The sequence below is a fragment of the Natrialba sp. PRR66 genome (assembly GCF_034808065.1).
GTDB lineage: Archaea > Halobacteriota > Halobacteria > Halobacteriales > Natrialbaceae > Natrialba > Natrialba aegyptia.
Window position 1 is genome coordinate 106326 of the sequence record NZ_JAXHGN010000003.1, and the last position, 13365, is coordinate 119690.

Consider the following 13365-nt stretch of genomic DNA (forward strand, 5'->3'; position numbering starts at 1 on the left):
AAACAGCAGTCTGAACGACATGCCACTTCGGGAAGATCACGCACACATACATAACTGTTCTAGATTGTTCTATATATTGACTTCTTTTGCGGGCAGAATAACAGCATATTGACTCACGAAAACGGTGGTTTACCGGAACGAGATGAGCGGCAGCGTCGGTTTCAATCGAGCAGCCACTGGAGTAACGCCTTCTGGGCGTGGAGACGGTTTTCGGCCTGATCGAAGACGATCGACCGGTCGCTCTCGATGACCTCGTCGGTGATTTCCTCGCCGCGGTGGGCCGGCAGACAGTGCATGACCGACGCCCCGGGGGCGTGTTCGAGCAGGTCCGAACAGACCTGGAAGCCCTCGAAGGCCTCCATGCGCACGTCGCGTTCGTCCTCCTGGCCCATACTGATCCAGACGTCGGTGTAGATGATATCGGCGTCAGTGGCTGCCTCGACGGGGTCGTTCGTAACCGTCGGATCGCCGCCGAGTTCCTGCGCACGATCGATGACGCTGTCGTCGATGCCATAACCTTCGGGCGTCGCCACCGTCAGGTCCATGTCGGTCATCGCGGCACCGATCACGAACGACTGACCGACGTTGTTGCCGTCGCCGATCCAGGCCACGGAAACGTCGTCGAAGCCTCCCTCCTGCTCGCGGATCGTCAGCAGATCGGCGAGCGTCTGGCAGGGGTGGGCGTCGTCGGTGAGTCCGTTGACTATCGGCACCGACGAGTTCGCCGCGAGCACCTCGACGTTGTCGTGTTTGAACAGCCGCGCCATCACGACGTCGACGTACCGCGAGAGGGTCCGTGAGGTATCCTTCAGCGGTTCGCCGCGGCCCAGTTGGATGTCGTCCGCACCGAGAAAGATGGCGTGGCCGCCGAGTTGGGTCATCCCCGTCTCGAAGGAGACGCGGGTGCGCGTGCTCGGCTTCTGGAAGATCATTCCGAGCGTCTGTCCGTCGAGCGCTTCGTGTGGCTCGCCGGTTTGCTGTGCGTGCTTGAGGTCGGCTGCCAGATCGAGGATCTCGAGCAACTCCTCGTGTGAGACGTCGTCGATCTCGAGGAAGTGCCGCGGTTCCGGGTCGGACGGAGACGGGGACTGGGATTGGGATTGAGATGGAGACATTAGTCGTCACCTCCGGTCAGCGTCGTCGCGACGCGAGTGAGCACCGCGACGGACTGGTCGAACTCGGCGAGCGAGAGGCGTTCGTCGGGAGCGTGATCGAGTTCGGAGTTGCCGGGGCCGTAGGTCGCCATCGGGCAGTCCCACGCGCCGGCGAAGAGGTTCATGTCGCTGGTGCCGGTCTTGCGCAGCAGCCGCGGCTCGCCGTCTTCCTTCCGGATCGCCGCGCGGAACGCGCGGGCGACCTCGGTGCGCGGACTTTCCATCACCGGCGGGATCGGGTCGGCCCAGGTGACGGTGCCGATCTCGAGCGGTGCCTCGGCGGTCTCGCGAACCGTCTCGACGTCGAGCGTCGGTGGCACGCGCAGTTGCACGTCGAGCGTGGCTTCGACGGAGAGGCCGTCGTCGGTGATGCCGCCGTCGATGGCGACGGGTTTGGTCGTCACGCGCTCGAAGACGGGCTGGTACTCGTCTTGCTCGAACGCTTCCTCGACACTCGTCCACCAGTTCGTCGCGTGCTGGATCGCGTTGGGTTCGGGGCGGGAGGTGTGGCCGGACTCGCTGGTCGCGACGTACGTTCCCGAGAGGAAGCCGCGGTAGCCGAGGGTGATCCCCGTCGCACCGCTGGGTTCGCCGTTGACGACGGCGTCCGGTTCCTCGCGGTCGTCGACCAGGTGGCGCGCGCCGCGGGAGTTCGTCTCCTCGCCGACGACGCCGACGAACGAGACGCCGGTGCGGACCGCGGCCGCGGCCATCGCGGCCAGCGGCCCGGTCGCGTCGACGCTGCCGCGACCCCAGAGAACGTCCGTCCCGTCATCGGCGATGTCCTCTTCCTCGTCCGCGTCGTCCGCCGATTCGATCTCGACCGGAATTTCGCCAGGGACGGTATCGATGTGGGAAGTCAACAGCACCGAATCGTCCGCCGGCGCGCGGACGTTGCCGACCTCGTCGATCCAGACCTCGCGGTCGTGAGCCTCGAAGAACGCGGCGAGGCGCTCCGCCGCGTCGCGTTCCTCACCCGACGGCGAGGGGATCGAAACGAGGTCGACCAGTAGTTCGCGGGCGTCCGCGAACGAAACCGTGTCGGGATCGGTCATTGTCGTACTCATGATTGCGATTCGGCTTTGGGAGCGAGTACGTCCGCGAGCGCCGTTACGACCTGATCCGCGTGCTCCTCCTCGAGCACCAGCGGCGGCAGCAGGCGGACGACGCTCCGGCCGGCCGGCAGCGCGAGCACCTGGTGTTCGAGCGCGAGGTCCCGCAGCACCCGATTGGCTCCGCGCTTCACTTCGACGCCGATCATCAGCCCCTCGCCACGAACGTCGCGAATCGGTACGTCGAGCGCGGTCAGTTTGTCCCGCAGGTAGCCGCCGATTTCGGCGGCGTTACCCGGCAGATCCTCGTCGACGACCACGTCGAGCGTCGCGTTCGCTGCAGCCGAAACGAGGGGGTTACCGGAGAACGTCGAGCCGTGCGGCCCCGCCGCCTCGGCGACCCAGTCCCGACAGAGCGTCGCCCCCATCGGCAGGCCGCTCGCGATTCCCTTCGCGGTCGTCAAGATATCGGGCGTCACGCCGTAGCCTTCGCAGGCCCAGAGATCGCCGGTGCGACCGATCCCGGTCTGAATTTCGTCGAATATCAGCGCGGTGTCGGTCGCCTCGGTGCACTCGCGGGCCGCCTCGAGATAGCCCGCCGGCGCGGGGTGAATGCCACCCTCGCCCTGGATGGGTTCGAGGATCACTGCCGCCGTTTCGTCGTCGACCGCGTCCTCGAGTTCGGCCGCGTCGCCGTAGGTGACGAACTCGACCTGGTCCTCGAGCAGCGGCTCGAAGGGCTTCTTGTACTTTGGTTTCCAGGTCGCCGACAGGGTGCCGGCGGTGCGGCCGTGGAAGGCGCGCTTGGCTGCGACGATCTTCGTGCCGTCGGTCGCGCTCCGGGCGAACTTCAGCGCGGCCTCGTTGGCCTCGGTGCCGGAGTTACAGAGCCAGACGTTTCCGATTCCCTCGGGGGCGAGCGCCCCCAGTTTCTCGTGGAGATCGGTCCGCGACTGGACCGGGTACGAACCCTGAACGTACAGCAACTCGGCGGCCTGCTCCTGGATCGCATCGACCACGTCGGGATGACAGTGGCCGGTCGGCGTGCAGGCGTAGCTCGCGCCGAAGTCGAGGTATTCGGTGCCGTTCTCGGCGGTGAGCGTCGCGCCCGCGCCGGATTCGATGCTAATCGGTTTCTCGGAAAAAACGAATCCGCTCATTGTGTGGCCTCCGTCGTCGCTGTTTCGTCCGCATCGGCGAGCGCGCCGGGTTCGAGCGTCGTCCCCGCACCCGCGAGCGCGCTCGTAATCGGCTCGTCCGCGTTCGCCGACGCGACGGTGACCGAGGCGGCCCCTCCCTCCAGGGCCTCTTCGGCCGCCATGACTTTCTTCGTCATGAAGCCTTCCGCTGCGTCTTTGACCGCGCTGAACTCGGCGGGCGTCGCGGCCGAGTCGATCTTCGTCGACTCGTCGTCGGGGTCCTCGTAGATTCCCGACACGTCGGTGAGCACGACCAGGTCGGCCTCGAGAGCACCCGCAATCGCAGCGGCGGCGCGGTCGGCGTCGGCGTTGACGGCGGTGTAGCCGCCCTCTTTTTCCCGTCCGAGGACGGGGACGGAGACGACCGGCGTGTAGCCGCCCGCGAGGACCGCCTCGAGCAGGTCCGCGTTGACCGAGTCGATCGTCCCCGAGTGGTCGCCACGCTTGATCTTCTTCTTGCCGTCTTCTTTCACGCGGACGGCGGATTTGCGCTTGCCCTCTAGCAGCTTGCCGTCGGTGCCCGAGAGACCGACCGCGTTCACGCCCTCGTTCTGGAGCGACTCCACGAGGTCCGTGTTGAGCTTACCGGGCATCACCATCTTGAAGACGTCCATCGTCTCCTCGTCGGTGAACCGCCCGACGACGCCGCCGGGCGTCTCGACGTAGGTCGGTTCCTCGCCGAGTTCTTCTAAGGTCTCGTCGACGGCCGTCGAACCGCCATGGGTGAGGACGACCTCCTCACCCTCGTCAACCAGGGAGGCGACGTCCGCGAGTGCACCTTCGGGGTCGACGGCGCGCGCGCCGCCGATTTTGACAACCACGGTCATACTAGGGAGCCCCCACGGGATGTAGTCCCGTGAACTCGAGTCCGGCCGTCTCCTCGAAGCCGAGCGCCACGTTGGCGGCGTGGACCGCCTGGCCGGCCGAACCCTTCATCATGTTGTCGATCGCCGAGAAGACGACGACGCGCTTGTTCGACGGATCGAGTTCGAAGCCGACCTCGGCGACGTTCGTTCCCGCAACCGACTTCGGCTCGGGATAGCGGTAGACGCCGGAGCCACCCGCGGCCATGCGGACGAACGGCTCGTCCTCGTAGCAGCCGCGGTAGGCCTGCCAGAGGTCGCCCTTCGACACGGGCGAACTCGGGAAGACGTGACTCGTCGCGCTCGCGCCGCGAACCATGTCCACGGCGTGGCAGGTGAACGCCACGGAGGTACCGAGGAACTGCTCGATCTCGGCCTCGTGGCGGTGGCCCGTCGGCGCGTAAGGGCGAACGACGCCCGAGCGCTCCGGATGGGAGGAGGCTTCGCCGCCGCCCGCGCCGCCCTCGGAAGAGCCGACCTTCACGTCGACTACGACTTGCTCGCCGCCGTCGAGAATGTCGTGCTCGAACAGCGGATACAGGCCGAGAATGGTGGCGGTAGCGTTGCAGCCGCCGCCCGCAATGAGGTCGGCCCCGTCGAGGTTCTCGCGGTTGATCTCGGGCAGAGCGTATTCGGCCTTCTCGAGATACTCCGGCGCGTCGTGGCCGTCGTACCACTCGTCGTACTGCTCCTCGCTCTCGAGGCGGAAATCCGCCGAAAGGTCCACGACCGTGTCGGCGATCTCGAAGAACTCGTCTACCTGTCCCATCGAAACGCCGTGTGGCGTCGCGGCAAACAGCACGTCGACGCTCTCCAGATCCTCGGGCTCGGTAAAGCGCAGGTCCGCCCCCCGCAGCGGCGGGTGCACGGAGCCGACGCTCTTGCCGGCTTTCGACCGGCTGGTGACCTCCGCGAGTTCAACGTTCGGATGGCCGGCGAGCAGCCGCAGGAGTTCGCCGCCGGTGAACCCGCTGCCGCCGATGACGGTCGCGGTGACGGTCTCGGCGGATTCGTCTGTGCTCGCTGTGTTCGCGTCCGCGTCGGTACCGACCGCCATCAGAGGGTCACCTCGACCTCTTGCATGTCGTTCTCGGCGGCCTTCTCCTCGAGCCAGTCGACGACGGTGCCGGCGACGTCGGTCTCGACGGCGTCGTTGAGCGCCTTGAACTCGACGGTGTGGTTGACCTCGTGGACGGTGTAGGAGTCGCCGGTTTCCATGAGGTCGACACCGAGGAGCCCGCCGCCGACGGCGTCGCTGGCCGTCTGGACGAGGTTCTCGGCCTCCTCATCGAGTTCGAAGACGTCAGTTTCCGCTCCCTTCGCGGCGTTCGTGATCCAGTGGTCCGACGAGCGGACCATCCCGGCGATCGGCTCGCCGTCGATGGCGAGCACGCGGATATCGCGGCCGGGTTTCTCGACGAACTCCTGGACGTAGAACACCTTGTGCTCGTAGTGTCCGAGCGTCGCTTTGTGCTCTAAGATCGCCTCCGCGGCGTCGGGCGAATCGATCTTGGCCATCAAGCGCCCCCACGAGCCGACGACGGGCTTGAGGACGCAGGGGTAGCCGAAGTCCTCGATGGCCTCCATCGCCGTCTCCTTCGTGAAGGCGACTTTCGTTTCGGGCGTGGGCACGCCCGCCCGTTCGAGCGCGAGGCTGTTCTTCGCCTTGTCCGCACAGATATCGGCCGTCTCGTGGCTGTTGATCACGGGAATCCCGTACGCCTCGAAGAACTGCGTGGCGTACAGGCTCCGACTCGTGGCGAGACAGCGATCGACGACGAGATCGAGGTCGGCGAACGCGTCGGGCACCTCGCCGACGGTGAACTCGTGCTTGCGGACATCGATCTTCGTGATCTCGTGGTCGCGCTCGCGAAGCTCTGCGAGGAGGAGCTTCTCGTCCTTGCGGATCCGGGAGTAGAGGATTCCTATTTGCAAGGTCACTCACCCCAGTCCTCTTCGAGCTCGGGGGCTCGCTCGAGGACTGGCGGCTCGGTGTCGACGACTTCCAGTTCGGCTCCGCAGGTCGTACAGTCAACGATCTCTCCGACTTCCAGAGTGTCGTGCAGGGACACTTCGGCCCCGCATTCGACGCATTCTGTCATTGTATTCCCACCTGGGAGCCATACCACCTTAAATCCACCGAATCTATAATTTAAATTATAATTCCGCAATAGCCACTAACGGTGGAAAAGAGCCACAACACGACCGATTTCTTTTTTGTATGTCACAAATGGTGTATATTGTCCCCTCAAGGGGACGGCGGTCGCGGAGGCGAAACTGGCGACGGCAGGGGTGACTCAGACATAGTCGTTCACCTCCTCGCGCAGCGCCGTGTGTGCCGTCTCGAGTTCACCGGCGAGCTCCGAGTGGGTCGACTCGTCAGCACCGAGCGCATCGCGGCCCGATTCGAGCTGTGGGGCCGTCGCTTCGGGGGCCGGTCCACCCTGTGAGTCGCGGCTCGCGATGCTTTCGACGGGGTCGAGCGCGTCGGTGACGGCATCGGGGTCGACGGAGGACGCAAGCGGTTCGCCGAGAACGGCTTTGGCGGCAGCGTCGAGCGCGTCGTAGTCCGCGGAACCGTGTTCCGCGCTAGTTTCGGCAGCGGTAGCGACCAGTTCGTGAGCCGTTCTGAACGGCAGGCCGTTCGCGGCGAGCAGGTCGGCGACCCCGGTTGCCGTCGAGAAGCCTGCACCGGCCTCGGCTGCGAGGGCATCCGCGTTCCACTCGGCCGTCGCGACCGCCCCGGCTGCAACCTCGCTCGCCTCGACCACTGCATCGACAGCTTCCCACGCGTGGGTCGTCGCGCGCTGCAGGTCGCGGTTGTAGGCGCGAGGCAGTCCCTTCAGCGTCGTCATCAACCCCTGAACGTTCCCGGCCGCGTCACCCGCGACCGCGCGGACGAGTTCGAGCGTGTCGGGATTTTTCTTCTGGGGCATGATCGACGAGGTCGAGGAATAGTCGTCCGCGAGGGAAACGAAACCGCGGTTCGCGAAGATGATCAGGTCCTCCGCGAGGCCGGACAGCGTCGTTGCATGGGTCGACAGCGCCTGCGTCGTCTCGAGCAGGAAATCCCGGCTCGAGGCGGCGTCCATCGAGTTCACAACCACGCCGTCGAATCCGAGCAGGGACGCGGTGAACTCGCGGTCGATGTCGAAGGTCGTCCCCGCGAAGGCCGCGCCGCCGAGGGGGGACTCGTTGATCCGGGCGTAGGCCTCGAGTAGCCGTTCGGTGTCGCGGCGGACGGTCCCCTCGTAGGAGAGCGCCCAGTGAGCGACGGTGGTCGGCTGGGCCGGCTGCAGGTGGGTGTATCCCGGCATGATCGTTTCCGCGTGCGCGTCCGCAACGTCGAGGAGCGACTTGCGGAGCGCAAGCGTCGTCTCGATCGCATCGAGCACGTCCTCGCGCAGGCGGTAGCGGATGCAGGTCGCGACCTCGTCGTTGCGCGAGCGCGCGGTGTGCATCTTCCCGCCGTCCGCACCGACGCGCTCGATGACGGCCGTCTCGATGGCCTCGTGAACGTCCTCGCCGTCGGGCAGCGAGTCGTGGCCGGCGACTTCGATCGCATCGAGCGCGGTCAGAATCGATCCCGCCGTCTCCGCGTCGATAATCTCCTGCTCCGCGAGCATGAGGGTGTGTGCGCGATCGACCTCGAGATCGGCCTCGAAGATCCGTTCGTCGGCCGCAAGCGAGGAGAGGAAACTCCGTGCGGGGCCGCCGCTGAAGCGGTCTCGCCGGACGACGCCCGACTCGTCGCCGTCGGCTCCGCCACGAGCGCTCTCCTCGGTCATGTCTACTCCTCGCCTCCGTCAGTGGCGAGTTCGACCGTCTCGGCGTCTGTGTCGGCGTCATCGGTCACCGCGTTCGCGAGCCGGCGCTGGAAACCGTGGTACTTCGCGACGCCGGTGGCGTCCTCCTGTGTAATCTTGCCGACCGTTTCCGTGTCGAAGGACGCGTGTTCGGCCGAGTAGGCCGCGAACTCGCTGTCGCGAGCGACCGGGCGAGCCGTGCCGCCCTCGAAGCGCACCGTGACGGTGCCGGTGACGCGCTGTTGGGTCTGGGCGATGAAGCCCTCGAGCGCACCGACGAGCGGCGCGTCGACCAGCCCTTCGTAGCCCTTCTTCGACCAGCGCTGATCGATCAGCTGCTTGAACTCGCGTTCTTCCTGGGTGAGCACGAGTCCCTCCAGGGCTTCGTGGGCGTTGAGCAGCGTCGTGGCGGCGGGATGCTCGTAGTTCTCGCGGACTTTCAGCCCGAGCATGCGATCTTCCATCGAGTCCGTGCGGCCGACGCCGTAGGAGCCGGCGAGTTCGTTCAGGTGCTCGATGAGCGAGACGGAATCGTACTCCTCGCCGTCGACGGCGACGGGGTAGCCCTTCTCGAAGGTGATCTCGATTTCCTCGCTCTCGCCGGACGGTTCGTCCGTCCAGTCGTAGATGTCCGTGGGCGGGACGTAGCTCGGGTCCTCGAGTTCGTCGCCCTCGACGGAGCGACTCCAGAGGTTGGTGTCGATCGACCAGTCGCCGCCGCTGCCGCCCTCGACGGGGAGGTCCTTGTCGTCGGCGTACTCCTGTTCCCACTCGCGCGTGAGTCCGAGTTCGCGCACGGGGGCGATGACTTCGAGGTCGGAGTCGCGCCAGACGGCTTCGAACCGGAGCTGGTCGTTCCCTTTGCCCGTACAGCCGTGAGCGATGCCGTCACAGTCCTGTTCTTCGGCGACTTGCAGGATCGCCTCGGCGATGACGGGGCGAGCGAGCGCCGTCCCGAGCGGGTAGCCCTGGTAGGTCGCGTTCGCGCGAACGCTGTCGAAACAGAGGTCGGCGAACTCGTCTTTAGCGTCGACGACGTAGTGATCTAGATCGAGCGCTTCTGCGGTCTCTTCTGCTTCGTCGAACTCCGAGGCCGGCTGGCCGACGTCGACGGTGACGCCGATGACCTCGTCGTATCCGTACTCTTCTTCGAGCAACGGGACACAGACGGTCGTGTCCAGTCCACCCGAGAACGCGAGTGCAACGCGTGTCATATCCGAACAGAACCGAGGGATATACTTAAATTCATTGCTTTAAGTTACGTAATTTATAGATAGAGCGGACGCTAACCGGGGAAATAGGAATTACCTATCAATTTGGGAAACAGCATGGAACGTGGGGGAAGGGATAGTACGGGCTCAAAGGCCCGGTCGCGGTCGTCGCGGTCGCGGGGAGACAGTCCCGCCGGTCACGAAGGAAGCGAACGCAGTTGCAAGACCGGCGGACTGCGTCATTGCACCCTCCTACGAGACTTGACCCTATTAAATCCTCGTGTCGGGCAAATGTTGCACCGGGTTGCACACGAAGTTAAAAGCGACCGTGGCTTGCGGGATCGAGCGCAAGAATACGGAGCGAAATTGCCGCCAACTACTACCTACGACTACTGTTCTGACTCGACTTCGTCCGGCAACGCCAGCACGTTTTCGCGCCCGATTCGGAAGACGTCGATCTCGTCGTCCTCTCGCAACCCACCGACGACCTGACTCGTCTTGGCTTCGGTCCACTCGAGTTCGGAGACGACCTGTTGTTGCTTGATCCGCCCGCCGGAACTCTCGAGGAGTTTGAGCACGCGCTCTTCGTTGCTCAAGAGTTCCGGCGGTGGACTGTTCGATCCGGAATCACTACCGTTACCGTTCCCGCGAGGAGACGACCCCGAAGCCGCGGTCGACGACCCCTCCATCGGCGCTCCCGCCGCCCCGTTTGTCGGTGGCCGGGACTGTGAGTCAGTACTGGATCCGGACCCGAACCTGGAACCGCTCCCGCTTCCGGGACCACGCCGAATCCACCACGCGGCGGCTCCGATACCGACGCCAACCGCCGCCAATACGACGAGCGTCGCGACGATAACCAGCCACGACAGCGACGGCCCCTCAGTCGCTCCGTCCGACGTATTGGCAGTCTCGCTATCCTCGGTCATGACGATCATCGGCTGGTCCTCGAGAAATTCCGTTTCGGCCCCGTTCCAGAGAACGGACTCCTCCGAGGACCCCGACGGCTCCGGATCCGCCTCTTCGATCACGTACCCGTCCGGCGGGATTATCTGCAACGTCGTCCCCTCGGTGGGTGTAAACCATCCCGCAAGCGCATCACCCGCCTCGATCTGATTCAACACGACATTGGCGAACGACGACCACTCGAACGTGAACGTGACGTGACCGAGATCCTGTGGCGTCGCCGAACTCGTCGATGTCGTCACCGTGGTGTTCGAGACGTTCATCTCCCGGTCCGTCCTATTCTGTGCCTCCTCGATGTCTTGTTCCCAATCCGCTTGTTCGCGTGCAGCATACGCGTCCGGATTGTCCTCGACGTCCGACTCGAGTTCGTTCCAGTCATCCGACCCCGCCTCGAAGCGATAGTCAACCTCGACCGTCGCAGAACCATCCTCCTCGAGGAAGATGCTGATGCGGGTCTCAGTCGAGTTATTGAGATGTGAACTCGCAGCCGGAGCGTCGTCTTGCACCTGCGGCTGTAGTTGTTGTGACTGTAACAGTAACTGTGACTGTGACGAAGTCACAAACTGACCCGTAGCCTGACCCTGTTCGTGCACTGGCACTTGTGTCGACGTGAGCGACTGATCGGCCGTCGTGCCGGTCGCCACCACAGCACCCGACATGGACCAGCCCACCGCAACCGTACACCAGACGACGACGAGTGCACATACCAGGGCTCGGAGCCCCTTCCCGTCCATTACGTACAACTGCCGGGGCCGACTAAATAGGTCTTTCCGACTCCAGTAGCGGAGTATTTTTCAATTTCCCTGACAAAGAGTTCCCTATGACCGACACTCGTGGTTCACTCGCGGTCGAAACCCTCCTGAAACTCGTCCTCGTGTTAGTCGCCATCCTGCTCATCATCGAGGTCATGCAGGCGATCGTCGGCACCATCGTCGGATTGCTCCAGCCGCTGCTCATGCTCGCGATCCTCGGCCTGATCGTCCTGTGGCTGCTCGACCAGTTGTAAGCGGCGCTGAATCGGCGAGTCAGCGAACGTGGTGCGATTTGCACGCTCGCACGCGTAACAAGAAATAACCAAGGCGAGAACGGGAACCGGAACAGAACGCTCAAACACACCCCGCCACAATTACTACCCGACTCGACGCGTGTACAGCGTTATCGCCCCCGTCCCCGGCCGCGTCCGCAAACTCGCTACCGACCTCCATCCCGAACTCGTCGCCTTCGAGCACGTCCGCCAGACCCACTCGTGTCTTCTCAAACGGCTCGGCGATACCACGCAGGCGCAGTTCGGCCACCTCCAGCGCCAGACTCACCGCGCACTCGAAAACACGGCCGCCGTCGACGCGACGATAACCGGTATCGACTACTTCGACGACCCGCCGATCGGCTCCGCACCCGTCGTCTACCTCAGCGTCGACAGCCCCGGTCTCGAGGCCATTCACGCCGAATTCATCGAGACGTTCGATCCCCTCGACGACCTCGAAGGCGACGACTACGTCCCCCACATCACGCTCGCCCGCGACGGCGACACCGCAACCGCACGGCGACTGGCCGACCGCGAAATCGACCCGATCACCTGGACCGTCACTGAACTCGAGTTCTGGAACGGCACGGAGAAGGTGCCGGCGAGTCGCGTGCCGTTGTCGTCACGGTCGTTGTAGTCGTCGTAGTCGTTGTAATTGTCGTAGTCGTAATCGCATTTCGTCCCCGCAATCGGCGGTGCGCGATAGGTGCAAATGCTGCTGGTAGCTAGTAGTCACAGAGACACCAGTCCCCGACGTTCGTCGTCGAGAGCGATCGGTACCGGCCGAATTCGGCGACTCGAGTTCGTCCGGAGTGCGGGAATAGTCATCCGGCTGGACGCGAGTTAAGGCCGGCGAGCCGTTGCCTTTCGATGGTGCTTTCGACACTACTCGTTGCAGCGCTCGTCGGGACCACGCTGGGGGCGTTCCTCCAGAAGGGGCGGTTCTGCTTCGTGAACGCCTTTCGGGACTTCTTCGCGTACAAGGACTCCCGCGTCACGAAGGGCGTTCTCGCTGCGACGCTTCTCACGATGGTCTTCTGGGGGATCGCCTACCAGTTTGGGTACTATCAGACGTTCTGGACGCCGCAGTGGGGCCTCACCGGACTCGTCGGCGGCTTCATCTTCGGAATCGGGATGACCTACGCCGGCGGCTGTGCCAGCGGCACGCTCTATCGTGCCGGTGAGGGCTACCTACAGTTCTGGCTGACGCTGCTCTGTATGGGTATCGGCTACGCGGCGTTTACCGTCGCCTTCCCGACGCTCGATAGCACGTACTTCGCGGCGCTGACGGTGGGCGAGGGCGTCAGCCTGTTTACCGTCACGTCGATCCCGGCGGGACTGCTCGGCGTCGGCGTCGCAATCGTCGCGCTGCTCGGGTACGCCACCCTCGTCGGACGGGCCTCGACGACCGCCGAGTTCGGCGAGCGCGCGGACGTGGCCCAGTTGCACCTCGGGGCACTTCGTGCGCCGGTCATCGGGTTACGACAGTTCGCCCGCGGGACGGCCACCTACGCGCGCGGTCTCGCTCGCGCGTGGCGAACCCCGATCGCCGCGAGCAAGCAGCCCTGGGACCCGCGCACTGCCGCCCTCGGGATCACCGCCGCCGCCGTGCTCTGGTTCACCCAGCACTCGATCGTCGGCGTGACCGGTCCCGAAGCCCGCTGGACCGGCTACCTGCTCTCGCAGGTCGGCGTCGAGGCGAACGCGTTCGAGTACTGGGGCTCCGTGCTCTTCCAGGGCCAGGGCGTCGACGTGACCGTCGACATGGTGATGATCGCGTTCGTCATCGTCGGCGCGTTTCTCGCCGCCGTCTGGAGCGGAGACTTCGCGGTCCGCGTGCCAAAGCGGCGGCGACTCCCGAACGCGGTCGTCGGCGGAGTCCTCATGGGAGCCGGCTCCCGACTCGCGCCCGGCTGTAACATCGGGAACATCTACTCGGGCATCGCCGAGCTGTCGGTCCACTCGTTCATCGCCGCGGTCGGCATCGTCGCCGGCGTCTACGTGATGACCCATTGGATCTACCGCGAGGTCGGCTGTGCCATCTGATGCGCCACCTCCGGTCCGATACCTGACCGAATCGATCGCCAACCACT

Annotated in this window: 13 protein-coding genes; 3 read left to right on the forward strand and 10 right to left on the reverse strand. The window is 64.8% G+C overall.

The genetic code is table 11. From position 1 onward, the window contains the following. Positions 1 to 161: 161 nt before the first annotated feature. From argF to SM755_RS11025, 10 genes are all read right to left on the reverse strand, one after another. Complete coding sequence (gene argF / locus SM755_RS10980) at positions 162 to 1115, reverse strand: ornithine carbamoyltransferase (protein WP_323172696.1); 954 nt, start codon at positions 1113 to 1115, stop codon at positions 162 to 164. Continuing rightward, positions 1115 to 2221 (reverse strand): [LysW]-lysine hydrolase, encoded by a 1107-nt coding sequence (locus SM755_RS10985; protein WP_323172697.1) that lies wholly within the window; start codon positions 2219 to 2221, stop codon positions 1115 to 1117. Before SM755_RS10985 ends, argF begins: the two co-directional genes overlap by 1 nt. After that, positions 2218 to 3366 carry an aminotransferase class III-fold pyridoxal phosphate-dependent enzyme gene (locus SM755_RS10990; protein WP_323172698.1) on the reverse strand — a complete coding sequence of 383 codons (1149 nt, stop codon included), beginning with the start codon at positions 3364 to 3366 and terminating at the stop codon, positions 2218 to 2220. The genes SM755_RS10985 and SM755_RS10990 overlap by 4 nt, the downstream gene beginning before the upstream one ends. Next, a complete protein-coding gene (locus SM755_RS10995) occupies positions 3363 to 4232 on the reverse strand; it encodes an acetylglutamate/acetylaminoadipate kinase (protein ID WP_323172699.1) in 870 nt (289 codons plus the stop codon). The genes SM755_RS10990 and SM755_RS10995 overlap by 4 nt, the downstream gene beginning before the upstream one ends. 1 nt (position 4233) lies before the next feature. Next, complete coding sequence (gene argC, locus SM755_RS11000; protein WP_323172700.1) at positions 4234 to 5325, reverse strand: N-acetyl-gamma-glutamyl-phosphate reductase; 1092 nt, start codon at positions 5323 to 5325, stop codon at positions 4234 to 4236. Continuing rightward, positions 5325 to 6209 carry a lysine biosynthesis protein LysX gene (lysX, locus tag SM755_RS11005; protein WP_323172701.1) on the reverse strand — a complete coding sequence of 295 codons (885 nt, stop codon included), beginning with the start codon at positions 6207 to 6209 and terminating at the stop codon, positions 5325 to 5327. The genes argC and lysX overlap by 1 nt, the downstream gene beginning before the upstream one ends. Continuing rightward, complete coding sequence (gene lysW, locus SM755_RS11010; protein ID WP_006110956.1) at positions 6206 to 6370, reverse strand: lysine biosynthesis protein LysW; 165 nt, start codon at positions 6368 to 6370, stop codon at positions 6206 to 6208. Before lysW ends, lysX begins: the two co-directional genes overlap by 4 nt. Before the next feature lie 195 nt (positions 6371 to 6565). Further along, positions 6566 to 8056 (reverse strand): argininosuccinate lyase, encoded by a 1491-nt coding sequence (gene argH / locus SM755_RS11015; RefSeq protein ID WP_323172702.1) that lies wholly within the window; start codon positions 8054 to 8056, stop codon positions 6566 to 6568. Between the two features lie 2 nt (positions 8057 to 8058). Then, the gene (locus SM755_RS11020) at positions 8059 to 9288 is read right to left on the reverse strand and encodes an argininosuccinate synthase (RefSeq protein WP_323172703.1); all 1230 of its coding nucleotides are present in this window, start codon (positions 9286 to 9288) and stop codon (positions 8059 to 8061) included. A 386-nt stretch (positions 9289 to 9674) separates the two neighbouring features. Then, complete coding sequence (locus SM755_RS11025; protein ID WP_323172704.1) at positions 9675 to 10754, reverse strand: hypothetical protein; 1080 nt, start codon at positions 10752 to 10754, stop codon at positions 9675 to 9677. A gap of 314 nt (positions 10755 to 11068) precedes the next feature. Here SM755_RS11025 and SM755_RS11030 point away from each other — a divergent pair, with 314 nt between their 5' ends. The 3 genes from SM755_RS11030 (at position 11069) to SM755_RS11040 (ending at position 13318) form a co-directional block, all read left to right on the forward strand. Beyond that, entirely contained in the window at positions 11069 to 11254 is a 186-nt protein-coding gene (locus tag SM755_RS11030) for a hypothetical protein (protein WP_006665355.1), read from the forward strand. A 139-nt stretch (positions 11255 to 11393) separates the two neighbouring features. Then, positions 11394 to 11909, forward strand: a complete 516-nt coding sequence (locus tag SM755_RS11035; RefSeq protein ID WP_323172705.1) for a 2'-5' RNA ligase family protein — start codon at positions 11394 to 11396, stop codon at positions 11907 to 11909. A 236-nt stretch (positions 11910 to 12145) separates the two neighbouring features. Continuing rightward, complete coding sequence (locus tag SM755_RS11040) at positions 12146 to 13318, forward strand: YeeE/YedE family protein (protein WP_323173219.1); 1173 nt, start codon at positions 12146 to 12148, stop codon at positions 13316 to 13318. The last annotated feature ends 47 nt before the right edge of the window (positions 13319 to 13365 follow it).

Excerpts from the sequence above, each read along its gene's own strand:
- SM755_RS10990 (WP_323172698.1), bottom strand. The coding sequence starts at position 3,366 with ATGAGCGGATTCGTTTTTTCCGAGAAACCGATTAGCATCGAATCCGGC.
- argC (WP_323172700.1), bottom strand. The coding sequence starts at position 5,325 with ATGGCGGTCGGTACCGACGCGGACGCGAACACAGCGAGCACAGACGAA.
- SM755_RS10985 (WP_323172697.1), bottom strand. The coding sequence starts at position 2,221 with ATGAGTACGACAATGACCGATCCCGACACGGTTTCGTTCGCGGACGCC.
- SM755_RS11020 (WP_323172703.1), bottom strand. The coding sequence starts at position 9,288 with ATGACACGCGTTGCACTCGCGTTCTCGGGTGGACTGGACACGACCGTC.
- lysW (WP_006110956.1), bottom strand. The coding sequence starts at position 6,370 with ATGACAGAATGCGTCGAATGCGGGGCCGAAGTGTCCCTGCACGACACT.
- SM755_RS10995 (WP_323172699.1), bottom strand. The coding sequence starts at position 4,232 with ATGACCGTGGTTGTCAAAATCGGCGGCGCGCGCGCCGTCGACCCCGAA.
- argF (WP_323172696.1), bottom strand. The coding sequence starts at position 1,115 with ATGTCTCCATCTCAATCCCAATCCCAGTCCCCGTCTCCGTCCGACCCG.
- SM755_RS11030 (WP_006665355.1), top strand. The coding sequence starts at position 11,069 with ATGACCGACACTCGTGGTTCACTCGCGGTCGAAACCCTCCTGAAACTC.
- argH (WP_323172702.1), bottom strand. The coding sequence starts at position 8,056 with ATGACCGAGGAGAGCGCTCGTGGCGGAGCCGACGGCGACGAGTCGGGC.